The sequence below is a fragment of the Lactobacillus sp. XV13L genome, assembly GCF_059900875.1.
Map to the genome: position 1 here is coordinate 1 of NZ_JBWXGD010000001.1, position 26,295 is coordinate 26,295.

28 protein-coding genes are annotated in these 26,295 nt (G+C 50.2%); 27 read left to right on the plus strand and 1 reads right to left on the minus strand.

Annotated features, from left to right (window positions below):
* Positions 1-169: helix-turn-helix domain-containing protein (locus AC2JF6_RS00005; RefSeq protein ID WP_500729086.1), on the minus strand; the 169-nt coding region annotated here is incomplete at its 3' end.
* A gap of 199 nt (positions 170-368) precedes the next feature.
* Between AC2JF6_RS00005 and mraZ the strand changes: the two genes are divergently transcribed.
* From mraZ to AC2JF6_RS00140, 27 genes are all read left to right on the plus strand, one after another.
* Complete coding sequence (gene mraZ, locus AC2JF6_RS00010) at positions 369-800, plus strand: division/cell wall cluster transcriptional repressor MraZ (protein WP_500728691.1); 432 nt, start codon at positions 369-371, stop codon at positions 798-800.
* Between the two features lie 4 nt (positions 801-804).
* Positions 805-1,752, plus strand: coding sequence for a 16S rRNA (cytosine(1402)-N(4))-methyltransferase RsmH (gene rsmH, locus AC2JF6_RS00015; protein ID WP_500728692.1), 948 nt, complete (start codon positions 805-807; stop codon positions 1,750-1,752).
* Between the two features lie 13 nt (positions 1,753-1,765).
* Positions 1,766-2,128 (plus strand): cell division protein FtsL, encoded by a 363-nt coding sequence (gene ftsL / locus AC2JF6_RS00020; protein WP_500728693.1) that lies wholly within the window; start codon positions 1,766-1,768, stop codon positions 2,126-2,128.
* The gene (locus AC2JF6_RS00025; protein WP_500728694.1) at positions 2,128-4,302 is read left to right on the plus strand and encodes a penicillin-binding protein; all 2,175 of its coding nucleotides are present in this window, start codon (positions 2,128-2,130) and stop codon (positions 4,300-4,302) included. The genes ftsL and AC2JF6_RS00025 overlap by 1 nt, the downstream gene beginning before the upstream one ends.
* Positions 4,303-4,309: 7 nt before the next feature.
* Positions 4,310-5,272, plus strand: coding sequence for a phospho-N-acetylmuramoyl-pentapeptide-transferase (gene mraY / locus AC2JF6_RS00030; protein ID WP_500728695.1), 963 nt, complete (start codon positions 4,310-4,312; stop codon positions 5,270-5,272).
* A gap of 9 nt (positions 5,273-5,281) precedes the next feature.
* On the plus strand, positions 5,282-6,661 hold the full coding sequence (murD, locus tag AC2JF6_RS00035) for a UDP-N-acetylmuramoyl-L-alanine--D-glutamate ligase (RefSeq protein ID WP_500728696.1): 1,380 nt from the start codon (positions 5,282-5,284) through the stop codon (positions 6,659-6,661).
* A 1-nt stretch (position 6,662) separates the two neighbouring features.
* Positions 6,663-7,769: an undecaprenyldiphospho-muramoylpentapeptide beta-N-acetylglucosaminyltransferase gene (gene murG / locus AC2JF6_RS00040; RefSeq protein WP_500728697.1), complete on the plus strand. Its 1,107-nt coding sequence runs from the start codon at positions 6,663-6,665 to the stop codon at positions 7,767-7,769.
* Positions 7,770-7,790: 21 nt separating this feature from the next.
* Positions 7,791-8,642, plus strand: a complete 852-nt coding sequence (locus AC2JF6_RS00045) for a cell division protein FtsQ/DivIB (RefSeq protein ID WP_500728698.1) — start codon at positions 7,791-7,793, stop codon at positions 8,640-8,642.
* Between the two features lie 63 nt (positions 8,643-8,705).
* Positions 8,706-10,064, plus strand: coding sequence for a cell division protein FtsA (ftsA, locus tag AC2JF6_RS00050; RefSeq protein ID WP_500728699.1), 1,359 nt, complete (start codon positions 8,706-8,708; stop codon positions 10,062-10,064).
* Between the two features lie 14 nt (positions 10,065-10,078).
* The gene (gene ftsZ, locus AC2JF6_RS00055) at positions 10,079-11,419 is read left to right on the plus strand and encodes a cell division protein FtsZ (RefSeq protein WP_500728700.1); all 1,341 of its coding nucleotides are present in this window, start codon (positions 10,079-10,081) and stop codon (positions 11,417-11,419) included.
* A gap of 66 nt (positions 11,420-11,485) precedes the next feature.
* Positions 11,486-11,875, plus strand: coding sequence for a cell division protein SepF (locus AC2JF6_RS00060; protein ID WP_500729087.1), 390 nt, complete (start codon positions 11,486-11,488; stop codon positions 11,873-11,875).
* Positions 11,875-12,180, plus strand: a complete 306-nt coding sequence (locus AC2JF6_RS00065; protein ID WP_500728701.1) for a YggT family protein — start codon at positions 11,875-11,877, stop codon at positions 12,178-12,180. Before AC2JF6_RS00060 ends, AC2JF6_RS00065 begins: the two co-directional genes overlap by 1 nt.
* Positions 12,180-12,989 carry a YlmH family RNA-binding protein gene (locus tag AC2JF6_RS00070; RefSeq protein WP_500728702.1) on the plus strand — a complete coding sequence of 270 codons (810 nt, stop codon included), beginning with the start codon at positions 12,180-12,182 and terminating at the stop codon, positions 12,987-12,989. The genes AC2JF6_RS00065 and AC2JF6_RS00070 overlap by 1 nt, the downstream gene beginning before the upstream one ends.
* 5 nt (positions 12,990-12,994) lie before the next feature.
* A complete protein-coding gene (locus AC2JF6_RS00075) occupies positions 12,995-13,684 on the plus strand; it encodes a DivIVA domain-containing protein (RefSeq protein WP_500728703.1) in 690 nt (229 codons plus the stop codon).
* A 220-nt stretch (positions 13,685-13,904) separates the two neighbouring features.
* Positions 13,905-16,694: an isoleucine--tRNA ligase gene (gene ileS / locus AC2JF6_RS00080; protein ID WP_500728704.1), complete on the plus strand. Its 2,790-nt coding sequence runs from the start codon at positions 13,905-13,907 to the stop codon at positions 16,692-16,694.
* Positions 16,694-16,915 (plus strand): cold-shock protein, encoded by a 222-nt coding sequence (locus tag AC2JF6_RS00085; protein ID WP_500728705.1) that lies wholly within the window; start codon positions 16,694-16,696, stop codon positions 16,913-16,915. The genes ileS and AC2JF6_RS00085 overlap by 1 nt, the downstream gene beginning before the upstream one ends.
* On the plus strand, positions 16,916-17,479 hold the full coding sequence (locus AC2JF6_RS00090; protein ID WP_500728706.1) for an NUDIX hydrolase: 564 nt from the start codon (positions 16,916-16,918) through the stop codon (positions 17,477-17,479).
* A gap of 6 nt (positions 17,480-17,485) precedes the next feature.
* Entirely contained in the window at positions 17,486-17,800 is a 315-nt protein-coding gene (locus AC2JF6_RS00095; protein ID WP_500728707.1) for a hypothetical protein, read from the plus strand.
* Between the two features lie 18 nt (positions 17,801-17,818).
* On the plus strand, positions 17,819-18,514 hold the full coding sequence (locus AC2JF6_RS00100) for a 5'-methylthioadenosine/adenosylhomocysteine nucleosidase (RefSeq protein ID WP_500728708.1): 696 nt from the start codon (positions 17,819-17,821) through the stop codon (positions 18,512-18,514).
* A 3-nt stretch (positions 18,515-18,517) separates the two neighbouring features.
* Positions 18,518-19,675, plus strand: a complete 1,158-nt coding sequence (locus tag AC2JF6_RS00105; RefSeq protein WP_500728709.1) for a cysteine desulfurase family protein — start codon at positions 18,518-18,520, stop codon at positions 19,673-19,675.
* Positions 19,676-19,723: 48 nt separating this feature from the next.
* A complete protein-coding gene (locus AC2JF6_RS00110) occupies positions 19,724-20,065 on the plus strand; it encodes a DUF1831 domain-containing protein (protein WP_500728710.1) in 342 nt (113 codons plus the stop codon).
* A gap of 5 nt (positions 20,066-20,070) precedes the next feature.
* Positions 20,071-21,192 (plus strand): tRNA 2-thiouridine(34) synthase MnmA, encoded by a 1,122-nt coding sequence (gene mnmA / locus AC2JF6_RS00115; protein WP_500728711.1) that lies wholly within the window; start codon positions 20,071-20,073, stop codon positions 21,190-21,192.
* 149 nt (positions 21,193-21,341) lie between these two features.
* Positions 21,342-22,001: a histidine phosphatase family protein gene (locus tag AC2JF6_RS00120; protein ID WP_500728712.1), complete on the plus strand. Its 660-nt coding sequence runs from the start codon at positions 21,342-21,344 to the stop codon at positions 21,999-22,001.
* Entirely contained in the window at positions 21,998-22,651 is a 654-nt protein-coding gene (locus tag AC2JF6_RS00125) for a tetratricopeptide repeat protein (protein WP_500728713.1), read from the plus strand. Before AC2JF6_RS00120 ends, AC2JF6_RS00125 begins: the two co-directional genes overlap by 4 nt.
* The gene (gene recD2, locus AC2JF6_RS00130; RefSeq protein ID WP_500729088.1) at positions 22,644-25,061 is read left to right on the plus strand and encodes an SF1B family DNA helicase RecD2; all 2,418 of its coding nucleotides are present in this window, start codon (positions 22,644-22,646) and stop codon (positions 25,059-25,061) included. Before AC2JF6_RS00125 ends, recD2 begins: the two co-directional genes overlap by 8 nt.
* Positions 25,062-25,071: 10 nt before the next feature.
* Entirely contained in the window at positions 25,072-25,458 is a 387-nt protein-coding gene (locus AC2JF6_RS00135; RefSeq protein ID WP_500728714.1) for a DUF1828 domain-containing protein, read from the plus strand.
* Between the two features lie 115 nt (positions 25,459-25,573).
* Entirely contained in the window at positions 25,574-26,287 is a 714-nt protein-coding gene (locus AC2JF6_RS00140; RefSeq protein WP_500728715.1) for an ATP-binding cassette domain-containing protein, read from the plus strand.
* Positions 26,288-26,295 lie beyond the last annotated feature (8 nt).

Here is a 26,295-nt window from a genome sequence, read left to right on the forward strand (position 1 = left end):
GGCCGCGTTCAAGCTCGTACTTGACCGTGGTGGGCGAACAGTTGAGGGCACGGGCGATTTGGCGCAAGGACTGGCCCTGCTGGCGCAAAACTTGGATAATTACGCGGTCTTGCACAGCAAGATGTTGGCCCTTTAGGTGATTAGATATGGTAAAATTAAGCGAGTTCATTGGAAACTTCTTTCTAGAATTGATTGGGTTAATTACATTCTATCAGAGAAGTCCAATGGACTTTTTTCATTTTCTAATCAGGGCAAGTGTTCAACTTCATTTTACAATTTACCGCTTAAATAATTTCCTAATTTATTCCGAAATTAGTGGTAGAAAGTGGTGAATTGTGGTAAATTAATTGTGGAAGGGGGGCTAGGCCATGTTCATGGGTGAATATCATCACAATCTTGACAGCAAGGGGCGACTGATTATTCCAGCACGCTTGCGCAGTCAGATTGGTGACAAGATGATTTTTACCCGCGGAATGGAGGGCTGTATTTTCGGCTATACTATAGAAGCATGGGAGAAAATTGAAGCCAAGTTAGCGCAACTTCCGTTGACTAAGAGGAATGCACGTAGTTTTACGCGTTTGTTCTACTCTGGTGCGATGGAATGTGAATTCGATAAGCAGGGGCGTGTTAATCTGACCACAACACTAAAGAAGCACGCGGCCCTGGTTAAAGAATGCGTCATAGTTGGCGTTTCCGATCGGATTGAAATTTGGTCGAAGGAAAGTTGGGAAGATTTTAGCAGTCAAGCCAATGAAAACTATGACGACATCGCGGAAGATTTAGATGATATAGAACTGTAAAATTATGAAATTCAAACACACCAGTGTACTCTTACACGAAACAATTAAAAATTTAGAGCCCCAAAATGGTGGCCTGTACGTTGACGCGACTTTCGGTGGTGGCGGGCACGCACGGTATTTGCTAAGTCTGATTGACCGTGGAACACTAGTTGGTTTTGATCAGGACAAGTATGCAATAAAATCGGCGGAGTTAAACTTTGCCGCTTTACTAAAGGAGGACAGTGACCCCCGGTTGCAGCTGGTACACGACAACTTTAGTCATTTAAAGGTTGACCTGGTTAAGCTGGGTCACGCGGATGGCATTGACGGTATCTACTACGACCTGGGTGTCTCGTCCCCACAATTTGATCAGGCGCAACGCGGTTTTTCATACCGCTTCGACGCCAGACTCGACATGAGGATGGACCAAAGGCAAAGTCTTGATGCATACCAGCTGGTCAATTCGGCGAGTCAAAGAGAGCTAGCGGATATCCTGTATAAATTTGGTGGTGAAAAATTTTCACGTCAAATTGCCCGCAAAATCGTTGTAAGAAGGCAAAACAAGCCAATTGAAACAACTTTTGAATTGGTGGAAGTTGTCAAGGAGGCGATTCCTGCGTTTGCGCGACGCACGGGAGGACACCCTGCAAAGAAGACCTTCCAGGCGCTCAGAGTGGCTGTTAACCACGAACTTGACGTTTTACGTGAATCACTTGAGGAGGCAATTGCACTGCTTAGGCCTGGTGGCAGAATCAGCGTGATTACCTTTCAATCTGATGAAGATAAAATTGTTAAGGATATTTTTAAAAAATATTCTGAGGTTGAAGTTCCCCGCGGTATGCCGATGGTTCCAGACAGCATGAAGCCAACGCTTCGCCTGGTCAATCGCAAGCCAATCGTGGCCTCAAGTGAAGAACTTAAGAACAATAACCGCTCACACAGTGCAAAATTGCGCGTTGCGGAAAAATTGTGAAGAGGAAAAGATAATGGCTGATAGTTTAGCAAGAAAAATAGCATTTAATCCTGGAGAACAACCAGAGCACCAAGAGCGCCAACGTCAAGTTCTTGATCCTCGTCATATTGCCTGGTCCGGCTTTGAAAAAGCAATGCTGGCGGTGGGGGTGATGATCACGATTGGCTTAATGACGCTCCTAGTTTCTTCTAGTATTTCAGCTACTTCAGCTCAGCACGAACTTACCAGCGTGCAGCGCTCAGTTGTAAAGACGCATAATCAAGTTAGTGACTTGCATCAAGAACTAGGCGAATTGACTTCAAGTGCGCGAATGAATAAAATCGCACGCAGCAAGGGGTTAAAGTTAATCGAAAAAAACATCAGGACCATTCACTAATGAGAAAATACCAAAAATACATTAGTAATTTAAATTCACAAAAATCCAAAGCTCACAGGTACCGTTTCACAGTGGGGAGATTCCTCCAGGTAGCTGTAGCTTTGGTTTTTCTTGTATTTACGGGCAGAATTCTGTATATTGGCATTTCGAAGACGGTAAACGGGCAGGACTTGCAAAAAAGGACGGAGCAGCTCTACATGCGCAACCAGGTGCTGAAGGCAGCACGGGGCACCATTTACGACCGCAATGGTCTGGCGGTGGCACAGGACACGCACCAGTACACCGTCTATGCGATCCTGGACAAGTCTTCCATTAATTATAAGAGCAAGCCCGAATACGTGGTTGATAAGGAAAAGACTGCGCAGCAGCTGGCCCGGGTCCTGCCGCTTTCAGCCAAACAAATCCTGGCCTACCTGAGTCCTAAGCACCCTGCCTTCCAAGTTCAGTTTGGGGCTGCTGGCAACGGCCTTTCCAAGTGGCAAAAGGACAAGATTGTCAAAATGAAGCTGCCGGGCATCAAGTTTTTTGAAACTCAGGCCCGCCTGTACCCAGACGGCAATTTTGCGTCCCACGTGATTGGTCTTGCCTTGCCTAAATACAATAAAAAAACACGGACGCAGGATTTGGAGGGTACGATGGGGCTTGAAGCATGGTATGACGATGTGCTTGCTGGCAAGGATGGCTACCAGGTTTCTTCTGTTGATGCCTCCAATTACCAGACGCCTAATAGTGTTCAGACTTACAAGGCACCAACAGACGGCAACAACCTTTATTTAACCATCGATTCCCAATTGCAGGAGTACCTTGAGTCTCGTATGACATACGTCCAAAGAACCTACAACCCCGTTTCAATGACCGCAATTGTGGAGGATATGAAAACAGGCAAGGTGATGGCAGCTTCGCAGCGGCCTACCTTTAACCCGCAAACCAAGAAGGGCTTGGAAAATTCTTACCGTGATATTTTGGTTCAGGACACCTTCGAGCCGGGTTCGGTCTTCAAGGTTCTGACCCTCGCTGCTGCGGTCAACAGTGGCAACTACCACCCCAACCAATATTATAATTCTGGATCCGTGGCAGTCAGAGGTTCCGTTATCCACGACTGGCAGCCGCAGGGCTGGGGCAGTATTCCATTTTCACAGGCCTTTCCGCGCTCGTCCAATACCGGATTCGTTCACATTGAGCAGCAGATGGGGGCTAAGACGTGGCGCAGGTACCTCAGGCGCTTCCGCATCGGTCAAAAAACAGGTGTATCCCTGCCGGGTGAGCAAGCGGGCCTTTTGGCCTTCCAGTCGTCGGTCGACCAGGCGGTTACGAGCTTCGGTCAGGGCGTTAACGTTAACGTGATGCAGATGATGCAGGCCTTCAGCAGCCTGGCCAATAACGGGCAAATGGTAAAGCCCCAGTTTGTTGATAAAGTCACAAGCCCGACCGGCAAGACGATTAGCGGCTACCAGATTAAGAACGTGGGGCGGCCCGTCTATTCAAAGGCAACGGCCCAAGTCGTTTTAGCGAATATGAGGCAAGTCCTCAATAAGCGTATTGGAACAGGGTCGGCTTACCAGATTAGCCAAAAGAACATTGCCATAAAAACAGGAACGGCCCAAATAGCCAACCTGAAACACGGTGGCTACCTTAAGGGCAATAACAATTACATTTTTTCGGTGGTTGGTGTAACGCCGGCAAAACACCCGCGCTACTGCATTTACATCACGGTCAAACAGCCGCGACAAATGAATAAACCGGCTGAGGTGATTCTGTCTTCCATTTTTAAGCCAATCATGTCACGCATCATTCTAATGTCTAAGAATGACCGGGCTGATGCGACAACGGTCAAAACGCCTAAACTCAAGGGACTGACCTACGATGAGGCCAAGAAGGAGGCCCGCCGGGTCGGATTGAAGCTCATAAAGATTGGCAGCGGTGCTAAGGTAACGGCGCAATCACGCGCTGAGGGCCAAAGGCAGCGCTCGGGCAGGCACATGTTTGTTTTGACGTCTGGAAAGGTCAAGTGCCCCCAAATGAAGGGCTGGACGCTGGCCGACCTGCATCATTTTGCCGACCTGACCGGGATTAAGCTAAAGGTAACCGGCAGCGGCACCGTGCAAAGGCAAGACGTTTCGCCGGGCGCAACGCTCAAGTCGGGAACAAAAGTAAAAGTAAAATTAAAGGAGTAGCATTTTCATGCTTATTGTCAGCATTATTGCATTAGTTAGTTCGCTCGCATTGACGGGAATATTTCTGCCCTGGATGATTATTTTTATGCGGATGCACCATGAAGGTCAGGAAATCCGCGAAGAAGGCCCCAAGTGGCACCAGAAGAAGTCGGGCACGCCGACGATGGGGGGAACGATTTTTGTCCTTTCCGCCACTGTTTCTACTATCTGGGTGGCAGTTTGGCAACACGCAATGAGCAGGTTGGTCTGGATACTGCTCATCAGCTTATTGGGCTACGGCCTTATCGGCTTTTTGGATGATGGAATCAAGCTCTTTTTTAAGCGCAATTTGGGCCTGAAGGCCTGGCAGAAACTAGCGCTGCAGATTCTGATAGCGGTAGTCATCGTCGGTATTGCGGGTGCAAGCAGCTTCAAGTTTAGCCTATTTGTTCCCTTTTTTGGCCTGGTTAACAGCACAGTCTTGTTTACGGCTTTCGTTATTATCTGGTTGGTCGGCTTTTCCAATGCCGTCAACTTGTCGGACGGGCTGGACGGACTTGCGACCGGTTTAACCATTATTGCGTACGGCACATACGCATACCTTGCGTTCAAGCAAAAGAACTTGGCGATTTTGCTCTTTTGCATGAGCGTAATCGGCGGCCTGATTTCCTTTTTCATTTTTAACCATAAACCCGCTAAAATCTTCATGGGTGATGCCGGATCGCTTGCTCTTGGCGGCGGCCTGGCGGCCGTCAGCATCTTTTTGAACAGACCGTGGTCGCTCCTGCTAGTCGGAATCGTCTTCGTATGCGAGACCGCAAGCGTTATTCTGCAGGTAATCTCCTTTCAGACAACGGGCAAGCGGATTTTTAAGATGACGCCGATTCACCACCACTTCGAAATGTTGGGTTATTCCGAGTGGAAGGTTGATTTCATCTTCTGGTTTGTTGGCCTGGTTGGCAGTATTCTGTATTTAATGATTTGGGGATAAAAATTAACGATGAAGCAGATTGATACGTATCAGAATAAGAATATCTTGGTGTTGGGCCTAGGCAAGAGCGGTTTTGCGGTAAGCAAGCTGCTTCTTCAACTCGGTGCGAAGGTGACCCTGAACGACAAGAACGACTTGGATAAGGATAACCGGGCCGCCGCGTTGGCCGCAAAGGGCGTGCACGTGATTGGGGGCAGCCACCCGCTCGACCTGTTCACAAGGGTGCACTTCGACTATCTGGTCAAGAATCCGGGCATCCCATATGAGAACCCAATGGTGCAACGGGCCCAGGAACTTCAAATACCGGTTATCACGGAACCCGAAATTGCATTGAGCGCAAGCAGTGCACCCTACGTCTGTGTGACCGGTTCGAACGGGAAAACGACAACGGTGATGCTGACCCAGCGGATCTTAGAGCGTCATTTGGCGCCTAGCGGCCACCACGCTTATGCGGTTGGCAATATTGGCGTTCCGATTTCGGAAGTGGTGCCAAAGGCAACCAAGGACGACATTCTGGTCGTCGAAATGTCCAGCTTTCAGCTGCTCGGCGTGACCGACATCGATCCGGTCGTTGCAGCTATTGTCGACATTTACGATAATGTCCACCTGGACTACCACAAGACCTTTGCCAATTACGTAAACGCCAAGCTGAACGTCACACGGACGCAGTCTCCGCGGTCCTACTTTTTGGCCAACTTTGACCAAAAAGAGATTTTGGCAAGGGAAGAGGAAGCAACAAAGGCCCAAATTCTCACTTTCTCCGAGAAAGACCGCGCCGCAGACTACTTTATTGCGGACGGATTCTTGCAAAGACAGGGGGAAAAGATTATTGCGACCAGCGAAATGAAGCTTCCCGGGCTGCATAACCAGCAAAATGCCCTGGTTGCAAGCGCAATTGCTTTCCTGATGGGGGCAAATAGCGATGACGTGCGTGCGGTTTTGACCACCTTTGCTGGTGCCAAGCACCGCCTGCAGTACGTCATGACGCTCGCCGGACGCAGGGTCTACAATGATTCCAAATCGACCAACATTGAGGCGGCTTCGGTTGCCATCCCGTCTTTTACGGAACCGGAGGTCCTGATTGCCGGCGGTTTGGACCGGGGCTTTAGCTTTGATGCGCTTGTGCCCTTATTAAAAAAGCACGTCAAGGCGGTCGTTCTTTACGGTGAAACACGCTACCTGCTGGCGGATGCTGCGCGCAAGGCTGGCATCGCACAGATTGTGATTGAAAAAACTTTGCAGGAAGCCGTGCCCAAGGCGTACGAGCTGACTGCACCCGGCGACATACTGCTGTTTTCGCCCGCCTGTGCATCATGGGACCAATTTAGGACCTTTGAGGACCGCGGCGATTACTTTATAAATTTTGTTAAGGAATTGAAAACGAAATAAAATGAGAGTTATTTTTACCGGTGGCGGAACTGGCGGCCACATATATCCGATTATGGCAATCATCGAGCAGCTCAAAAGACGTAAGCTTGCAACTGCCGACGAAATTCTGTTTGTGGGAACGGAAAAGGGCCTGGAGGCCAAGATTGTTCCCGCGGCTGGTGTTGACTTTAAGACCATCGAGGTCCAGGGCTTCACCCGCAAGCACCCTTTGAACAACTTCACCACCATCAGCATGTTCATCAAGGCGGTTAAAAGCGCAAAAAAAATCATTAGCACCTTCAAGCCCGACGTCGTGGTTGGTACCGGTGGCTACGTCAGCGGTGCAATCGTCTACGCGGCGGCCAAGGCGGGGATTCCCACGATGATCCACGAATCAAATTCGGTGGTGGGCGTTGCCAACAAGTTTTTGGGCCACTACGTTGACAAGATTTGCTACACGTTTGATGACGCCGCAAAGCAGTTTACGGAAAAGAAAAAATTGGTTAAGACGGGCAATCCGCGCTCGCAGCAGGTTTTGAATCTCTCCTCTGCTTCGCTTGACATGCAGAGCAAGTGGAATTTGAACCCCAAGGTTCCGACCGTGCTCGTCTTTGGCGGCTCCCGCGGCGCGTTGGCCATCAACCGGATAATGCTCAAGTCTTTGACAAAGCTCAAAAAGAAGCCGTATCAGATCATTTGGGTGACGGGAACGTACTATTACAAGGAAATTGCCCAGAAACTGACCGGCGTTGATTACGGCGAAAATATTAAGGTTTTGCCCTACGTCAAGGACATGCCCGCACTATTGCCCCAGGTCACGTGTGTTGTAGCCCGCTCGGGGGCAACCAGCATTGCCGAATTTACGGCGCTAGGCGTTCCAGCAATTTTGATTCCGAGTCCGAACGTGACCCACAACCACCAGATGAAAAATGCACTCGACCTCGAGAAGGCAGGTGCAGCCACGGTAATTGCGGAAGCAGATCTGAACACCAATAATTTTATTTCTTCGATTGACCATATTTTGCTTGACTGCAAGTACGCCGATGAAATGAGTGCTGCGTCCAAGCGCTTAGGCGTTCCCGACGCGGCGGACCAGGTGATCAGGATGATGGAAGAAATCGCTAAGTAAAAGCAGGAAGGAGGCGTGGCAGTGCCTAAAAAGCGTGTAACTAAAATTGATCCAAACGAAAAGTTGGCGCGTTACCTAAATTACCAATCTAACCAGGGTAAAAAAAGAACTCAAACTAAGGTTTCTGCCTCGCTTTCACGGCTGCATGGCGAACGAAAAAAGTCCCTGGCTAAGCGGCTGGGGCTTATCCTGTCAATCTCACTATTTTTTCTTGCCTGTCTGGGCTATTATATTTCCCCCCTTGCCAACGTTTCCAGCATTAGGATTGAAGGCGAGAATGATCTGCCTATGAAGGAAGTAGTCCAATATTCCGGTATCAAGGCCAGCGACAAGGTTGTCGACTACTTAATAAGTTCACGTGCCGTTAATCAAAGATTAACCAGCAAGTATAACGAAATCAAGACAGTAGAGGTTAAGGTCAAGCACTTTAACCAGCTAGTGTTGAAGGTCAACGAGTACCCCACGATTGGCTACATCAAGCAGGAAGATGGCTATTGCAAGATTTTGGCTCAAGACAAGCTGGGCACGCAGCTATTGCCCTGGAATAAGGTGGATGCGGACAAGCCCGTGTTTGTGGGCTATAGCCACGTGGCGTCGTTGCAGAAGAGCCTGCAGCTGTTTGAAAGTCTGCCGAGCAGCTTTCAAAGTCAAATCAAGTTGTTGAGCGGAAACGCCCGACGCAAGTCACAGGTCATTTTTTTGATGAAGGACGGCAACGTTGTTATCGGCAACTTCTCCACGGTGAAGAGCAGGGTAAAGTATTATGATCAGATAAAGACAAAGGCCAAAGGTAAGTGCTTAATAGACTTAGAAGTTGGAGCTTATAGCAGGCCGCTGACTTCTGCTGAAAAGCGTACTTATGGCTTAAAGTAAGCTGAAATTATGCATCTGTTATGTTAAAATTTTTAAGAGAAGAGTATTGACGGGGGGTTAATTTTGGACAATAAAAATCTTTTGGTGGGACTGGATCTCGGTTCTACCAGTGTTAAGGCGGTAGTTGCGGATAGTGGCAAGGTGATCGGGGCTGTTGCGGTTCCCAACCAGGGAATGCGGCACGGCAACATCGTTGATATCGATGAGACGGCTGATGCAATCAGCCGGGCGTTAAAGGAAATCGCGCGGAAGATTAACGCCAAAATATATCGTGTTGTGACCGGCATTCCGGTGGGAATGCTGCAATTGGAAACAGCAAGCGATTTGATTAACATTGACGATAACGGCCAGGAGGTTGGCAATAAGGACGTCAGGCGGGTTACGCGTGCCGCTATCAAGTCCGCGGTCAAAAAGGAGCGTGAACCAATCGCCTTTCTGCCTAGTCGCTTCTTAATTGATGGCAAGACCGAAGTTGATGATCCCCGTAAGATGATTGCCCATTCTTTGGCCGTGCAGGGCATTATGCTGACCGCCCCGACCAGCTCCCTGCACAACATTAAAAAAGCAATCGAGCGCGCCGGCTACCAAAACAATTTCTTTGTTCCTACCCCGTTAGCCATCGCCAGCGTTGCCCTTACCGAGGGCGAACGCACCTTTGGCTCGATCATTGTCGACTCTGGTGGCGGCGTTACCACTGCGACCGTAATTCATAACGGCCAGATTAAGTATGCCAACATCGACTTCGAAGGTGGCGGCGATATCAGCAGGGACGTCTCCGTTGTACTCAGCACGTCCAAGAAAGATGCGGAACAAATTAAGCTTGATTACGGTTATGCCGACCCGGCGCTAGCGTCTAGCAAAAACAAGTTTGCGGTCAATAGCGTTGGCACGAATGGTCAGCAAATGGTGGACGAAGTCTACCTGAGCAAAATCATTAACGCCCGGATTACGCAGACAATTAGCAGGATTGAGAAGGGGCTAGTCAAGCACGATGCCCTGAAACTGCCCGGCGGCATTATCATCACGGGGGGCAACAGCCTGCTGCAGGGCTTCGACAATCTTGTTGCCAACACCCTGCACGTGAAGACCCGCGTATATCAGCCCGACCAAATAGGGATGCGCAACCCGGTTTACTCGGCGGCATACGGCATAGTCAACTACGCGTATAAAATGTCTGATATTGATTTTTTGGTGATCAGTGCAATTTACGGTAATAACAAATTGAACCTGGCTGGCGAACCCACCCAAAAAGTTGCCAAAAACGCAAAAAGACCGGTTAGTCTTGATGAAACAAAAGCAAAAGAAGAATATAATAGACGTGAGTTGCTAAAGCGAGAAAAAAGTTCGCAGGGTAAATCAACAAGTAAAACGCAAAACAACAAGAAGGGCATAAAGAGTTTTTTTAAAAAGTTCTTTGATTAAAGGTGGTTAATTAGATGGATTTCACATTCGATTCGGATGAAAACAAGAATGCTGTCATCAAGGTGATTGGTGTCGGCGGCGCGGGCGGCAATGCTGTTAACAGGATGATTGATGACGGCGTGCAGGGCGTGTCCTTTGTTGCCGCCAACACCGACGTGCAGGCGCTCAACAGCAACAAGGCGGAAACCAAGATTCAGCTGGGGCCTAAACTGACCAGGGGTCTTGGCGCCGGCTCACATCCGGAGGTTGGTCAAAAGGCCGCTGAGGAAAGCGAGCAGACGATTGAAGATGCGCTTAAAGGCGCGGACATGATTTTTATCACCGCCGGAATGGGCGGTGGCACCGGTACGGGTGCGGCACCAATCGTGGCAAAGATTGCGCGTGAAACAGGCGCTCTAACGGTTGGCGTGGTTACCCGTCCGTTCACGTTTGAGGGGCCTAAGCGCTCTAAGAACGCGGCCGAAGGAATTGCGCAACTCAAGCAGTACGTGGATACGCTGGTTATAATTGCCAACAACCGCCTGCTTGAGATGGTCGACAAGAAGACGCCGATGATGGATGCGTTTAAGGAAGCAGACAACGTGTTGAAGCAGGGGGTTCAGGGCATCTCGGACCTGATCACCTCGACCGACTACGTCAACCTGGACTTTGCCGACGTCAAAACGGTCATGGCCAACCAGGGCGCTGCCCTGATGGGAATTGGCCGTGCCAGCGGTGAAAACAGAACGGTTGAAGCCACCAAGCTGGCCATCTCTTCACCCCTGCTTGAAGTTTCAATCGACGGCGCCCGGCAGGTGCTGCTCAACATCACGGGCGGTCCCGACCTGACCCTGTTTGAAGCACAGGATGCCTCCGAAATTGTCTCCAAGGCGGCCGGCGATGACGTCAACATTATCTTCGGTACCTCAATCAACCCTAACCTGGGCGATGAGGTCGTTGTGACGGTAATTGCAACCGGGATTAGCTCACAGGCTGAAGAAGAAGCCTCAAAGCAGCTTCCTGGCCGCAGTCACCAGGTCAAGGCCCAACCAAGCAGCAAGGTCCAGGAAGGCATGCATGCTGTTAGTCAGCAGGCGGCACCTGCACCAAAAGAGGAGCCTAGCCAACAAGTGACGGCCCAGGCTGCGCCTAAGCACAAGACAATGGTTGATCCTACCACCGTGTGGGGGTTAAACAATGATGACGATGAAGCAAGACGTCCAAACCAGCTCAATTTTGACCAGGATGACGAACCCCATAGTCTGTTTGACGAAGACGACCAGGGCAGTATTTCGCAAATTGAAACTAGCGCGTTGGACGATGACGATGATGATACGGAGGACATTCCCTTTTTTAGACACCGTGGTGAGAACTGATAGGAGGTAAAAGCAATGGCTTTTAGTAAATTAGGCAAATTTTTCGGCGTTTCTGATGATGATGAAATGTTAGACGGCGATGATTACCTAGACGATCAAAGAATGGAAGATGAGGACAGCGTGCCCACCAACAGCGTTGATCGTGACAAGGTAGTCTCTATTAAGTCCGGAATGAACTCTGCTAAAAGCAAGATTGTTCTCTACGAGCCCCGTGTCTATTCCGATGCTAAGGATGTTGCGCAAAACCTGCTGAACAACAAGGCAGTGATCATTAATTTTAGCAGGATGGAAGATGCCTCGGCGAGAAGGATTGTTGACTTCATTACCGGTACCGTTTACGCACTTAACGGTGAAATTCAGCGTATTGGCGACCGAATTTTCCTGGCGACGCCACCGAAGTTCGTCACCAACGGCAAAATCAGCGACTTGGTTGATAAAAAGGATAATTTGAGTTAATGACAATGATGATTTATACCATAATAAGCGTTATTAGCTGGGTTATCTGGCTTTACAGCATCATCATGGTTATTGATGCCATCATGAGTTGGGTTCCCTTCCTGCGGGATTCAGCCGTGGGCCGGCTGTTTGATCGTATAATTGATCCCTACCTGAATATTTTTCGCAGGGGGCCGATTGAGCGGCTGTCAAATTCGATTGGTTTAGATTTGTCCTTTATCATTGGTCTGCTGTTGCTATATTTTGTGCAGGACTATGTACTTGTATGGATAGCCAATATCCTGACGAGGCTGTTTGTATTATAATGAATAAAAAACAGGCAAGCATGTTTTATCCGTATTTTGACTCAGAAGAAAAATCGACTGTTGACAAAATGGTCGGTTTTTTAAATGAGGCTATTTACCGGCACGAAGCGGTTTTGACCGATTTTTTGGATCCGCGGCAACGCACTATCCTCAAGACCGTTGCGGGCAAGGACGCTTCTGTAGAGGAATTTGGCGGCTATGCGGGTGCTGAGAAAAAACGCGTTTGCATTGCAGCTGATAGCAGCAACATCGAGCCGACCGACTTTGGGGTTACCGCCTGCATCATCGCGTACCCAAGCAAGTTTGCCCGCTTGACGCACAGCTCAATTCTGGGCAGTTTAGCGAATTCAGGCGTTGAAGTGAGCGCCTTTGGCGATATTATCACCGACGGAAAGGGACAGTGGCAATTTTTTGCAAAGAGTGAGCTGGTTTCCTTTTTTCAGCAGGAAATCACGCGGATCGGCCGCACCCGTGTGCACGTCAATCCGGTTGCCCAAAAAGATGTCCTCAAGCCCGAAGATGATAGTTCGAACATTGTGATTGTCGCTGCATCGCTTCGATTGGATGCAATTTTGGCGAAAGCGGGCAGGCTCAGTCGGCAAAAATGCAAAGACGCAATCACAAATAATGCGGTAAAATTAAATTGGCACATTGTGCGCGATTCTAATATAATAGTAAAAGAGAAGGATGTCCTCAGTCTGAGGTATTTTGGTCGGTGCCAGATTACGAACATTGAGACAACAAGGAAAAATAAGTTTAAGGTGGTGCTGAGACTTTGGCAGACAAAGAAAAACGGACAAAGTGGTTAACTCCCATGGATATCCATAACAAAAAGTTTAGGATGAGGTACTTTAACGGCTATGACCGCTACGAAGTTGATAATTTTCTAGATCAAATTGGTAATGATTATGGGGATGCTTTAGACGAAACAGCAGATTTAAAAAATGAGAATTTGACCCTTAACGAGCAGCTAAAGGACTTGCAAGCGCAACTAAATGAATACCACAGGAATGAGCAATCAGTGAAGAACATCGTTTCTCTTGCTCAGGAAAAAGCTAAGCAGATTGTTGACAACGCCACTGCCGAAGCAAACAAGGTGACCGCGCAGGCAAAGGTTGACACAGACTACCAGCGCCAGCAGCTTGAAACGATTAAATCGGATTATGATCGCGTGAAGCGTGAGGTTGCGGGCTACCGGAGCTACATTCAGGAACTTTTGCAGCGGGTTATTGACAAGCTGAATGATGAGAAGTGGCAGAAGGCACTTGATAAGTACTTTGGAACGGAGCGCTTTTATCCGCCCGATGGAACCGAGCCCATTACCTTAGGCGATGAAGATGACGACCTGGATGTTGACATTGACGAAGATGATGAAGTAAAATCTAATGGTATTGAGGTTGAAAATCTTCAATCGCCAATGGAAGACAGCAATCCGGATGTTAACATCTCGAATGATGCGGGAGCAACAGTCGTTTTTCCGGATGATTACAAAAATCATAATTAATAAACCGACAGTAAAACTGACGGGCAATTTAGCGAACTAGTGCTGGTGGAAGACTAGTATAAGAGCCCCACGGTTGATCGGCTGCCCGATTGGTTTATTGCGTTCATTGCACGATACGCAATCTATAAGTGGAGCTTAACAGCTCAATTTAGGTGGTACCACGATTATTAAACCTCGCCCTAAGATTAGGACGAGGTTTTTTAACAGAAAGGAAATAACAATGAGAGTAAAAGACACGCTGAATTTGGGGAAGACCAAGTTCAAGATGCGGGGGAACCTGCCCGTTAGAGAAGCCCAATGGGAAAAAGAATGGGCGGATAACAAGTTGTATGAACAGCGACTGAAGCTTAACGAGGGCAAGCCGCGCTTTGACCTCCATGACGGCCCGCCCTTTGCCAACGGCAACATTCACATGGGTCATGCACTGAATAAGATCTCGAAGGATATTATCGTTCGTTTCAAAAACATGAGCGGCAAATATGCACCATTTGTACCGGGATGGGATACGCACGGCCTCCCCATTGAGCAGCAGCTTGCCAAGCAGGGGATTGACCGCAAGAAGATGGACCGGGCCGAGTACCGCAAGTTTTGTGCCGATTTTGCTAAAAAAGAGATTAGCAAGCAGATGGCGGACTTTAAGCGGCTTGGCGTTATGGCAGACTGGGACCACCCGTATGTTACCCTGCAGCCCGAGTATGAAGCCGCGGAAATCCGGGTGTTTGGCAAGATGTACGAACAAGGCTACATCTACAAGGGCAAGAAACCGGTTTACTGGTCGCCATCTAGTGAGTCAACCCTGGCTGAAGCTGAAGTTGAATATCATGATGTGAAGTCGCCGTCAATCTACGTTGCCTTTCCCGTCAAGGATGGCAAGGGCAAGCTGGACGCTCAAAATACGTACTTCTTAATCTGGACGACCACGCCGTGGACCATTCCCGCCAACCAGGGAATCACCGTTAACCCGGCCTTCGATTATTCAGTCGTGCAGGTAGGTGCTAAGCGCTATGTCGTGGGCACGGACCGCCTGGCCGCTGTGGCCAAAGACCTGGATTGGGAAGATTACACGGTTGTGCAGCACCTTGCGGGCAGCGACATGGACCGGATGATTGCCCGCCACCCGCTTTATGACCAAGACGCCTTGCTTATGAATGCGATGCATGTCACCGCAAGCGATGGTACGGGGCTGGTTCATACGGCTTCTGGCTTCGGTGAGGACGACTATAACGTGGCCCAAAAGTACGGACTGCCCGTCTTTAGTCCGATGGACAACAAGGGCTGCTTCACAGCCGAAGTGCCGGATCCCGACCTAGTAGGTTTGTACTATGACGACGCCAATAAGATTGTGAGCGCAAAGCTGAAGAAGTCGGGCAATTTGCTCAAGTTAAGCTTCTTTACCCACTCGTATCCGCATGATTGGCGCACCAAAAAGCCCGTGATCTACCGGGCGACTACGCAGTGGTTTGCTTCGATCGCTAAGTGCCGTGAGCAAATTCTGGACCAAATCGATCACGTCGACTTTATTCCGGAATGGGGCAAACTGCGTCTGCACAACATGATCAAGGACCGCGGCGACTGGGTCATTTCCCGTCAGCGTGCCTGGGGCGTGCCGCTGCCAATCTTTTATGCCGAAGATGGCACCCCAATTGTTACTTCTGAAACGATTGAGCACATTGCGCAGATTTTTGCCAAAGAGGGTTCCAATGCATGGTATGAGCATACCGCGCAGGAATTATTGCCAGAGGGCTTTTCTTCTGAGCACTCGCCAAACGGCAAATTTACCAAGGAAACCGATATTTTGGACGTTTGGTTTGATTCGGGGTCTTCCCACCAGGCCGTCATGGCCCAGAGACCCGACCTGCGGTTCCCGGCCGACCTGTACCTTGAGGGCAGCGACCAGTACCGGGGCTGGTTCAACTCAAGTCTGATTACTGCGGTTGCGACTACCGGCAAGGCACCGTACCGGGGCATTCTGTCCCAGGGTTTTGTTTTGGATGCCAAGGGGCACAAGATGTCCAAGTCGCTGGGCAATGTGATCGCACCAAACGATATTATCAAACAGATGGGTGCCGAAATTATCCGTCTGTGGGTCGCTTCGGTTGATGCTACGTCGGATGTGGCCGTATCCGAAGACATTTTGCGCCAGACGTCCGAAAGCTACCGCAAGATCAGAAACACTTTCCGGTATATGCTTGCCAACACCAGCGACTTTGACCCAAGCGCAAACAAAGTGGCGTATAATGAACTCAATTCAATCGACCAGTATATGGAAGTGCGGCTCAACGACCTGGTAAAGGACTGCCTGGCAAGCTACGAGCACTATGACTTCAACCTGGTCTACAAGAAGGTATTTGCTTTCATTTCCAACGACTTGTCGGCCTTTTACCTCGACTTTGCCAAGGATGTTTTGTATATTGAAGGCAAGGAAAGCCACGCACGGCGTTCCATGCAAACCGTCATCTACGATGCAGCGGTCAAAATCGCCAAGGTCCTGACCCCAATCTTGCCGCACACGATGGAAGAAGTATGGTCATTCTTGAAGGAAAAGGAAGACTACGTCCAGCTTGCCGACATGCCTGCGGTTGAGTCATACGCTAATCGCACGGAGCTATTGCAAAACTGGGAACAGTTCATGAAGCTGCGCGATGATGTCCTCAAGGTTTTAGAAACGGCGCGTGATCAAAAGCTGATTGGCAAGTCCTTTGAAGCCGCAGTGACCATCTATCCGTCTGCGGAGCTGAAGCCGGTTTTGGAACACCTGGATGCTGATTTTAGGCAGATTCTGATTGTTTCTAAGTTGAATATTGAAAACGGCGCGGCTCCCGCTAATGCTAAACAATTGGCCACCGGCGCGTTTGTTGTTGAACGGGCTGAAGGCGAGGTTTGTCCGCGGTGTCGGATGATTAGGACGGACGTGGGCGCAGACCAAGAATTGCCGCTAATTTGCGGGCGCTGTGCTGCGATCGTTAAGAAAAACTACCCTGAGGTAGTGCAAGAAGGTTTGGAAGAATAATGCGGTTAGGAACAGTAAAACAATTTGATCAAAATAGCAGTTTTGGTTTTATCGAGGACGAGCAGAACCATAAATCATATTTCGTTTTTTATACAGCGATTAAAGAGGAGGGCTACCGCCGTCTTCGAGTTGGTCAAAAAGTTGAGTACCAGTTGGCACAGGGCAAGAACGGCTTGCAGTGCGTGAACGTCTACTTGGCTGATTTACAGGAAAGTGAATAAATGGATTTAAGAGAAACTGAAATTTCTTCAAAGCAGATTTTTACGGGCAGGATAGTTGACCTTGCAGTAAGGACAATTAAGCTGCCCAACGGCGAGACTGCCGCTAGGGAGGTGGTCAAGCACCAGCCTGCGGCGGCCGCAATTGCAGTAAACGACCGGCAGGAAATGCTGCTGGTCGAGCAGTGGCGCGAGCCGATTAAGAAGTTGACACTGGAAATTCCAGCTGGCTTAATTGATGAAACCGATGCCAGCCCCCTGGATGCGATGAAGCGCGAGCTGAATGAAGAGGGCGGCTACCATGCAGACTATTGGGAAAAGATTACTGAATTCTACTCTTCGCCGGGGTTCACGGATGAAAAATTGTACTTGTTTTATTGTGATACGCTGGAAAAACTGACCGAAAAGCGTCCACTTGATTCCGATGAGTTTCTTGTCAGCCACTGGTACAACCTGGAGGATCTAAAGAAGCTGTCCGCACAGGGGAAAATTGTGGACGCCAAAACGCTCTACGCCATGAGTGTGTGGGAAAATATGCTTTTGACGGGTGCAAACGCAGAGGAATAATACTATATGACTGAAAAACGATCAGACTACCGCAAGAAAATCAAACAGAAGAAGGGCAAGAACTTTTTGGACACGATCAAGTCCGCCTTTGATGATGACGGGGTTGACGTTAACCCCGAATTCACCCGGGACGAAACGGATAATGCCGCGGCAAAAGACGACGAGCGCAGGACGAAGCGGCACCACCCGCATTCACAGGACCAGCCTGCTCAGTCAGCGGGCGCCGAGAAGGCAAGCAGGCTGAAGAAAAAGCTCAACCGGGCGATTTTATTAGTGTCTATTTTGATTGTTGTGGTACTGGTAGCGTTATTTCACTTATAAAATTGATGGGGAGAAAAGATGAAGATTGCAATTATTGTCCCTATGGCAATTGAGGCAGAATATTACCGCAAGTATTTTCGCTCAGGCAAGAAGGAAATGTTCGGATCGACGGTATTCGAGCATTTTTGCGTTAAAAATAATGATGTTTACCTGGGCCTTAGCGGAATTGGCAAGGTGCAGGCAGCAATGAACCTGGCCAGCCTGCTCAGTCAAATCGACGTTGACCTGATCTTTATGACCGGGACCGCCGGCGCGCTGAAGCCGGATGTGCACAGGGGCGACCTGGTTTTGGCAAGCGCGTTTGCCTACCATGATGCGCACAATACCCTGGCTGGTGACTACGTGGAAGGGCAGATTCCGGGTGAACCGGCCGCTTTTGGCCTCAATTCACCAGCGCGGACCAAGTTTGCGCGCTTTCTCAGGGAGCAAAACGTTGAGTATCGTGAAGGGCTGGTTGTTACGGGCGATTCCTTTATCGGGTCGACGGACCAAAAGCTGGTTATTAAAGGCAATTTCCCCAGTGCCCTGGGAGTTGAGATGGAGGGTGCAGCCTTTGCCCAGGTTGCGGGTCACTTTGGCAAGCAGCTCGTTGCAATGCGGGCCATTTCCGACAACGGCGATCAGGATGCCAATGAAGATTTCGACCTCTTTGCCCAAAAAGTGGGTGCCAAGGCTGCTAAATTGATTTGTACTTATTTAGAGAAGATGAATTAGTCGATGAAGGAAGTATATTTAGACAATGCGGCGACGACCCCGCTGGCGCCAAAAGTTATCGACGTGATTACGGCCGAAATGAAGAGCGATTTTGGCAATGCTTCCAGCACTTATGAGCTGGGTCGTACGGCCCGGCATACGATTGACGTGGCCCGAGGTCAAATTGCTAGCGCGATTGGCGCCAAGGCAGGCGAAATAATTTTTACGTCGGGGGGCTCCGAAAGCAACAACACGGCCATCCTGGGTACGGCCCGCAGCAGACGAAAGTGCGGACGCAAAATCATTACGACCAAGATTGAACACCCGTCGGTTTTGCAGCCGATGAAGCAGCTGGAGCGTGAGGGCTACGAGGTGGTCTACCTGGATGTGGACGAAAACGGCATGATAGCGCTCTCCGACTTGAAACAGGCCTTAACGCCGGATACGATCCTGGTATCGGTGATGGCCGTCAATAATGAATTGGGCACCATCAACCCGCTGGCGGCCATTGGCGACATTGTTGCCGCCAGCAACGCCTACTTTCACGTGGATGCGGTCCAGGGGCTGGGCAACATTGACCTGGACGTTAAGCAGATGAAGATCGACCTCTTGTCCACGTCGGCCCACAAAATCAATGGGCCCAAGTTCTTGGGCTTCTTATATGAAAATGCGGCAATTAAGCTGCCCCCGTTGATTTTAGGCGGGGAACAAGAAACCAAGCGTCGCGCCGGTACCGAAAATGTGCCGGGCATTGCCGGCTTTGGCGAAGCCGTGCGCGAGATTGCCGCGGTTGACAAGCAAGGGCTGCAAGCTGAATACCAGCACTTTCAGGATATTATCAGGAGTGAGCTTGCCGCAGGCGAGGTGCGCTACGAGGTTAATGGGGGCACGGGCACGCACTGTTCGCACCACATCCTAAATCTGCATATAAAGGGGGTATCCACCACCCTTATGCAGGCTAACCTTGACCTGGCGGGCTTTGCGGTTTCAGGCGGGTCGGCCTGCACGGCTGGGTCCCTTGAGCCCTCGCACGTGCTCGTGGCGTGTTATGGCAAAAACTCGCCCCGGGTGGACGAATCGATCCGCGTCTCCTTTGGGCGCTTCACCACTAGCGCAGAAGTGCGTCTTTTTGCTAGGCAGTTGGTCAAGATTGCCGGTAAAATTCAGCCCAAAGAAAATTAGTTGCTTTTTTAGACAAAAACACTTATCATTTGTAAGCGAGGTAAAATTATGGCAAATACAATTGTAATTAATGGGGATAACCGCAAGTTCACGCTTAGTCCGGAGTTAAAGCTCTATGCGCTCATTGATGCCGGCTTCGTTAAGACGGCCAGGGGGAATTATAATTATGAGCATCCGCTCTATAATGATTCGCCCTACAATGCGCCCACCAAGTTAAAGCTAACGATTGACCAGGCGCTGACGCGTTTGACGATGGTTGTGACCGATCGCAACGGACTGAAAAAGGTGAACATTTTTAAAAACAAGCAGTTGGCGCCAACCGTTGAACTCTTAGACTACATCTTGAAGGACCTCGAAGAGCGTAAAATTATTGTTGCTGTAAAGGATTGATTAAATTGGCAAAGAAGACCAGGGTAGTTGTCGGGATGAGCGGCGGGGTTGATTCCTCCGTGTCGGCTCTGCTGCTCAAGGAGCAGGGCTACGATGTCATCGGCGTCTTCATGAAGAATTGGGATGATACCGATGACGCGGGCGTTTGCACCGCAACCGAGGATTACGAAGACGTTAAGCGCGTAGCGGATCAGATTGGTATTCCGTACTATTCGATCAACTTTGAAAAGGAGTACTGGCACCGCGTCTTTGAGTATTTTTTAAATGAATACAAGAAGGGGCGGACGCCCAATCCAGACGTGATGTGCAACAGCCAGATTAAGTTCAAGTCCTTCCTGGAGTTTGCACTTAATCTGGATGCCGATTACATTGCGATGGGGCACTATGCTAAGACGACAACAGACGCGGATGGCATCACGCATATGATGCGGCCCAAAGATGGCAACAAGGATCAGACCTACTTTTTGAGTCAATTGAGTCAGGAGCAGATTAGCCGGGTTATTTTTCCGCTGGCCAACTTAACCAAGCCGCAGGTGCGCGAGATTGCCATCAAGAATGGCTTGGCAACGGCTAAGAAGAAGGATTCGACCGGTATTTGCTTTATCGGCGAACGCAACTTCCGCAAGTTTCTGAGTGAATTTCTCCCGGCTAAGTCCGGTCAGATGGTAACGCCTGACGGCACGGTGGTCGGCAAGCACGCGGGGCTCATGTACTATACAATAGGTCAGCGCTCTGGTTTGGGCTTGGGCTCAACCAAGGAATCTACGGCGCCATGGTTTGTCGTGGGCAAGGACCTTAAGAAGAACGAATTGATTGTTGAGCAGGGCTATGACAGTGAGCTGCTCTACGCAACGAGTCTTGAGGCCAGCGACATATCCTTCTTTACGGGCAAGCCGCAGCGTGACTTCAAGGCGCATTGTAGTGCGAAGTTCCGCTATCGTCAGGCTGACGTAGGCGTAACCGTGCATTACCACGCCCAGACGAATACAGCTACGGTTTACTTCGATGAGCCCGCTAGGGCAGTAACGCCCGGACAGGCCCTCGTATTATACAATGGTGAAGAGTGTCTGGGCGGCGGCAACATTGATAGTGCTGCCCAGAATGAGCGTAAGCTGCAATTAGTATAGGGCAAGGTCCAAAACCCGGCTGCAGCTAGCAAGGCTAATTAAAAGTTTTAATATTGAAGAATTTGCACCAAGATCTCTTGATGCTTTTTTCTTTTAGTGAAATTAAATGATAAACTAGAAGGAAACAATGGAAAAGGGACAGTTGATCAATGCAATTTTATTTTGTCAGGCACGGCAAGACCGAATGGAATTTGGCCCGGCGCTTTCAGGGTGCACACGGAGATTCACCGCTGCTGCCCCAGAGCCTGGTCGATATTGCAAAGTTGGGCGTGCACTTGAAGAACACAGACTTTAGGACAATCTATTCCAGTCCCCTAAGGCGCGCACGGGAAACGGCGCAGGGACTCAAGAGAAGCATGGGGGTGAATTTGCCGGTCCAGCTTGATGGCCAGCTGCGCGAATTCGACCTGGGCAAGATGGAGGGACTCACTTTTGCGGAGGCCTTTGCCCGCTTTCCGCATCATGTGCACAATATGTGGCACCAACCTGCCCTGTATGACGGGCACGGTATTGGCGGGGAAGACTACGCCGACGTAATTGCACGCGGGCGCAGGTTTGCCCGGATGGCAGCCCGAAAATATCCCGGCAGCAGGGACCGGGTCCTGGTTGTGAGCCATGGTGCTGCCCTGAGCGCGATAATGGGTGGACTTTTAGGCTATCCGCTTAGGAATATCAGACAAAATGGTGGCCTGAGCAATACAAGCCTAACTATTTTAGAAACAACTGACCAGGGGCGGACTTTTCAGCTCGTGGCCTGGAATGAGACGGACTTTTTGGGGAGAAAGATGGAAGGAACGGATTCGCTGTGAGTGACAAGCAAAATAAAAGAGGCGGCAGAGGCGACGACCAAGTTAGCCGCGAGGTGCATGAATTAGTTAAGCAAATCGATGCTGATCCGCGTGCTGCGGACAACTACTTGAAGCTGGCCACGCTGCTCACTGAAGAGGGCAGTTTCGACCAGGCAGCGCAGCTTTTGGAAAAAGCAAAACGCTTAGTGCCTAAGCCCCAGGACTTGGATTATGACCTGGCGGTGTGCTACTACATGCAGGGCGATTTTGCCAAGTCCATGGACCTATTGAACCAGATTCCTAATGACGATCTGGTTTTATTTCAAAAAGCGCTGGTTTTGCTTAAAACGGGGCAAAAGCAAAAGGCCCTGGCCTACGCGCTCACCATCAAGCATGCTGATGCCAAGGTCGCGGAATTGCGTGGTGACATTTGGCTGGCTTTGGGCGACTTAAAAGAGGCACAGGCGAGCTTTGAGCAGATTGAACCGACTCACAGAAGCGCCAAGGTCAACTTCATGCTGGGCGTTGCCACGCTATCAAGCGACCGGGCGCAGGCCCTGGACTATTTTCACCGCGCACAGGCCCAGGACAATGACTATTATCAAAATGCCCGCAAGCAATACGAGGCGGTTCTAAAGTTGGTTAGGGATGCAGGCAGCAATAATGATTGAATTTACCGGAAGAATAAATCACGTCGTTTTTGAAAACGACCAGGACTTGTACAAGATCATTGACGTGACGATTATTGGACAGCTAGCTGACTATAACCGTGAGGACATCAAGGTAACGGGCAATTTTGGCGACATTCAGGTGGGCGGAACCTACAAGTTCACGGGCCAGCTGGTGGTTCACAATAAATTTGGCCTCCAATTCAAGTGCGAGAGCTACAAGCAGGCCCTGCCGCATGAAAAAGGCAGCTTGACCCGCTATTTGAGCTCCAGCCAGTTTCCCGGAATTGGGCAGAAGGCCGCTGGTACCATCATTTCCGTCTTGGGAGTCGATGCGCTCTCAATTCTCAAGGAGAAGCCGGACAAGGTAGCGACGCTGCCACTAACGAAAAAGCAAAAAGACAGCCTCCTGAACGGGGTAAATACGATGGACTCCTATTCGGAAATCGTCCTGCGCCTGGCTCAGTTTGGTTTGAATAAAAAGGTTGCGGGGCGGCTCTACCAGATTTACCATGGTGAGACACTGGCCAAGCTGCAGAAGGACCCGTACTCTGCGATTGCCGATGTTACCGGCTATGCTTTCAAGAGTGCGGACCAGATCGGCAGCAGGCTGGGGGTAAGCCGGGATGACCCCAGGAGAATCAACGGTGCAATTTTTCAGGTCCTGCTCGATGAATTAAGCAAAAACGGCAACACTTACGTTAAACTAGCCCAGCTGCTCACCGCCGTGGGGACGCTCCTGCAGCTTAACGAGTTTGATCCGATTGCCACCTGCGTCAACCACCTCCAGCATGCGGGCAAGGTCGTGGTTGACGGTGAAAATGCGGCCCTGCAGAGTATTTTTCAAACCGAAAACGATATTGCGCTGACCATGAAAAACTTAGTCGACCGGCAGGATGAAGCCGCTTATGCTGGGGAGGCGGTTAAAAAGGCAATCAAAAAGGCTGAGCGGCAGCTGCACATCACTTACGATGAGATGCAAAGGGCCGCCATTAAGAACGCCCTGACCAACCCGATTTCGATTTTAACCGGTGGCCCCGGCACGGGTAAGACAACGATTATTAACGGGATTCTGCTGGCACTGCGGGACCTGGCGGAGATCCCGGCTTCAGCGCTCTATAGCACCGATCCGCCGTTTTTGCTGGCGGCACCGACGGGGCGCGCAGCCAAGCGGATGGAGGAAATAACCGGCATTACGGCCAAAACAATTCACCGGTTGCTGGGGCTTGGTATTGGAGAGACGGCTGACAGTGATCTGAATGAGCTGAACGGTGAGATCTTAATCATCGATGAGATGTCGATGGTTGACATGAACCTGTTTAAGCAGCTTGTTTCAAGCATTAACGAAACTAAGCACGTTGTTTTTGTGGGCGATAAGGACCAGCTGCCATCGGTAGGACCGGGCAATGTGTTTAGCGACTTGATTTCAGCGGGGGCCTTTCCGACCACGGTGCTCAAGCAGATTCACCGGCAGGGCGATGACTCCAGTATTATCACCTTGGCCCACTGCATTAATGAGGGGCAGGATCAAGCGGCCCTCTTTAAAAAGACCAAGAATTACTCTTTTATCACTTGTCCGCCCCGTGAAGTCGCCCACGTTGTCAGCCAAATTGTGGAACGGGCCTTGGCGCGCGGCTTTAATCCCGATGACGTGCAGGTGCTGGGGGCGATGTACCAGGGTGAGGGCGGCGTAACCAACCTGAACAACGTTATCCAGGAAATTATCAACCCGCTAAAACCTAACAGCAAGGTGCTTGAAGCGCACGATGAAACCTTTCGGATTGGCGATCGCATCTTGCAGCTGCAGAACAACCCCGAAAAAGACATCTATAATGGTCAGATTGGTAAAATTGTGGCGATTGACGAGCGTATTCCCCAGAAGTGCATGACTGCAGACTTTGATGGGCGCGAGGTTACCTTTAGCAAGAAGGATCTTTTTGATCTGACAAGGGCCTATGCGATTACGATCCATAAGGCCCAGGGCTCTGAATTTCCCCTGGTTATTCTCAGCTTGACCATGCAAAATTACGTCATGCTTAAGCGCAATCTGCTCTACACGGCCGTTACGCGCGCCGAGAAAAATTTGGTGCTGATCGGAGATCCGCGGGCCTACGAAATGGCCTTGAGCACATCGGGCAACGACCGGCAGACAGACCTCAGTGCTAAATTGCAGAAGCAGCTGAGCATGAATGATGAGGAAAAGGCGCCCAGCACTGCGGCTGCCCCAGCCGCTGTTTCCGCAAGCCCCACAGGCACCAGCGCTGCCCGTAATAACGCGGAAACTACGCTTGACCTTGGGGTTAACGAGGATGTGGCCCCCCAAGACTACATTTTGACGCCCGAACTAATTTATTCCGGCCAGATTGACCCGATGATCGGGATGCAGGACGTACGGCTAGCGGCCCGTTCCTAAGGAGAAGAAAATGACAAAAGAAACAGCAGAAATTCAGGCTTTGAAAAAGGCAATCGGCAACTGGATGGCCACTAATACGCACGTGATTCCGTTTGGCCCCAATACTCTGGAAGTGGCAACGCCCGTGCGCGACGCCCTGGGCGAAGCGGTTTATTGCTTCATTGAAAAAGACGAGGAAGGTTACCTGGTCAGTGATGACGGGCGCACCCTCTTTAAACTCGACCCCAGCGCAAGTGATGGTGAGCTGGCAGAAATGGCCGCCAGGCTGGCGCGTGTTGCGGATTGCGAATTCAACCAGGAAAATGGCGTGCTTGCCGCTAGGACGAAGCGGGGCGGTTTGGTCGACAGGGTAATGACGCTTACGCAGCTCCAAGTGGCGGTCTCCTACCTGGCCTAGACTGAAAAAAGTGGTAAGTATTTACCACTTTTTTATTGTTTATCGGGGGGGTAATGGTATAATTTAATGAGTTAATTTAATTATTTGTTAATCATAATGTAAGGCAGTGGTGAATTTGGCAATCGTTTTTAAAGATTTAAGCAAGAATTACAAAAAGAACCCGGTGCTGCGCAATATCAACCTGACCATTCCCCTGAAGCCCGCAGTTATCGGCCTGGTTGGCCCTAATGGCGTTGGGAAGTCAACCATGCTCCGGCTCCTGGCCGGTGTTTTGGAACCGACCACCGGCAGGCTGATCAATGACCAGGCAGACGCAGGCTACACCAAGTGGGCCAGCCTGCACACCGACTTTGTTGCCTCGGGTGAACGCGGACTGCGCAACAAGCTGAACACGCTGGAGAACGGCATGTACTTTTCGTCGCTAAAGGGCATCAGCCTCAAAAAAACTGCGCGGAACATCGAAGAGATGGCGGCCACGCTGGATTTTGCACCTAGGCTGAACACGCTTTTCCAGGAACTGTCAACGGGGCTCAAGAAAAAGGCGGCGGTCCTGGTCGGTGCGGCCATGGAAACCGACGTCTTGCTGCTGGATGAGCCGTCCAACGGACTAGACATAGCCGCCCAGGAAGAACTGGCGCAGTTCATTCTGACCTTGAAAAACGACTACCACAAGGTGATTGTTCTCTCCTCGCACGATACGCAGATGCTGTCCGGCGTGGTCGACCGCTACCTGTTTCTTAAGGACGGTCAGATTGCGCGGGAAACCGGCCACAAGCTGGGCGAAGAGGAGTTAATCGCTGACTACCACGCGCTCTACGCTAATAACTAGGAGGTCCA

Coding starts and splice junctions, on each gene's coding strand:
- AC2JF6_RS00060 (WP_500729087.1), top strand. CDS start 11,486: ATGTTAGACGGCGATGATTACCTAGACGATCAAAGAATGGAAGATGAG.
- ileS (WP_500728704.1), top strand. CDS start 13,905: ATGAGAGTAAAAGACACGCTGAATTTGGGGAAGACCAAGTTCAAGATG.
- ftsZ (WP_500728700.1), top strand. CDS start 10,079: ATGGATTTCACATTCGATTCGGATGAAAACAAGAATGCTGTCATCAAG.
- AC2JF6_RS00065 (WP_500728701.1), top strand. CDS start 11,875: ATGACAATGATGATTTATACCATAATAAGCGTTATTAGCTGGGTTATC.
- AC2JF6_RS00095 (WP_500728707.1), top strand. CDS start 17,486: ATGACTGAAAAACGATCAGACTACCGCAAGAAAATCAAACAGAAGAAG.
- murG (WP_500728697.1), top strand. CDS start 6,663: ATGAGAGTTATTTTTACCGGTGGCGGAACTGGCGGCCACATATATCCG.
- AC2JF6_RS00100 (WP_500728708.1), top strand. CDS start 17,819: ATGAAGATTGCAATTATTGTCCCTATGGCAATTGAGGCAGAATATTAC.
- AC2JF6_RS00135 (WP_500728714.1), top strand. CDS start 25,072: ATGACAAAAGAAACAGCAGAAATTCAGGCTTTGAAAAAGGCAATCGGC.
- AC2JF6_RS00075 (WP_500728703.1), top strand. CDS start 12,995: ATGGATATCCATAACAAAAAGTTTAGGATGAGGTACTTTAACGGCTAT.
- ftsL (WP_500728693.1), top strand. CDS start 1,766: ATGGCTGATAGTTTAGCAAGAAAAATAGCATTTAATCCTGGAGAACAA.
- murD (WP_500728696.1), top strand. CDS start 5,282: ATGAAGCAGATTGATACGTATCAGAATAAGAATATCTTGGTGTTGGGC.
- AC2JF6_RS00120 (WP_500728712.1), top strand. CDS start 21,342: ATGCAATTTTATTTTGTCAGGCACGGCAAGACCGAATGGAATTTGGCC.
- AC2JF6_RS00085 (WP_500728705.1), top strand. CDS start 16,694: ATGCGGTTAGGAACAGTAAAACAATTTGATCAAAATAGCAGTTTTGGT.
- recD2 (WP_500729088.1), top strand. CDS start 22,644: ATGATTGAATTTACCGGAAGAATAAATCACGTCGTTTTTGAAAACGAC.
- mraZ (WP_500728691.1), top strand. CDS start 369: ATGTTCATGGGTGAATATCATCACAATCTTGACAGCAAGGGGCGACTG.
- rsmH (WP_500728692.1), top strand. CDS start 805: ATGAAATTCAAACACACCAGTGTACTCTTACACGAAACAATTAAAAAT.
- mraY (WP_500728695.1), top strand. CDS start 4,310: ATGCTTATTGTCAGCATTATTGCATTAGTTAGTTCGCTCGCATTGACG.
- AC2JF6_RS00090 (WP_500728706.1), top strand. CDS start 16,916: ATGGATTTAAGAGAAACTGAAATTTCTTCAAAGCAGATTTTTACGGGC.
- AC2JF6_RS00110 (WP_500728710.1), top strand. CDS start 19,724: ATGGCAAATACAATTGTAATTAATGGGGATAACCGCAAGTTCACGCTT.
- AC2JF6_RS00070 (WP_500728702.1), top strand. CDS start 12,180: ATGAATAAAAAACAGGCAAGCATGTTTTATCCGTATTTTGACTCAGAA.
- AC2JF6_RS00105 (WP_500728709.1), top strand. CDS start 18,518: ATGAAGGAAGTATATTTAGACAATGCGGCGACGACCCCGCTGGCGCCA.
- AC2JF6_RS00025 (WP_500728694.1), top strand. CDS start 2,128: ATGAGAAAATACCAAAAATACATTAGTAATTTAAATTCACAAAAATCC.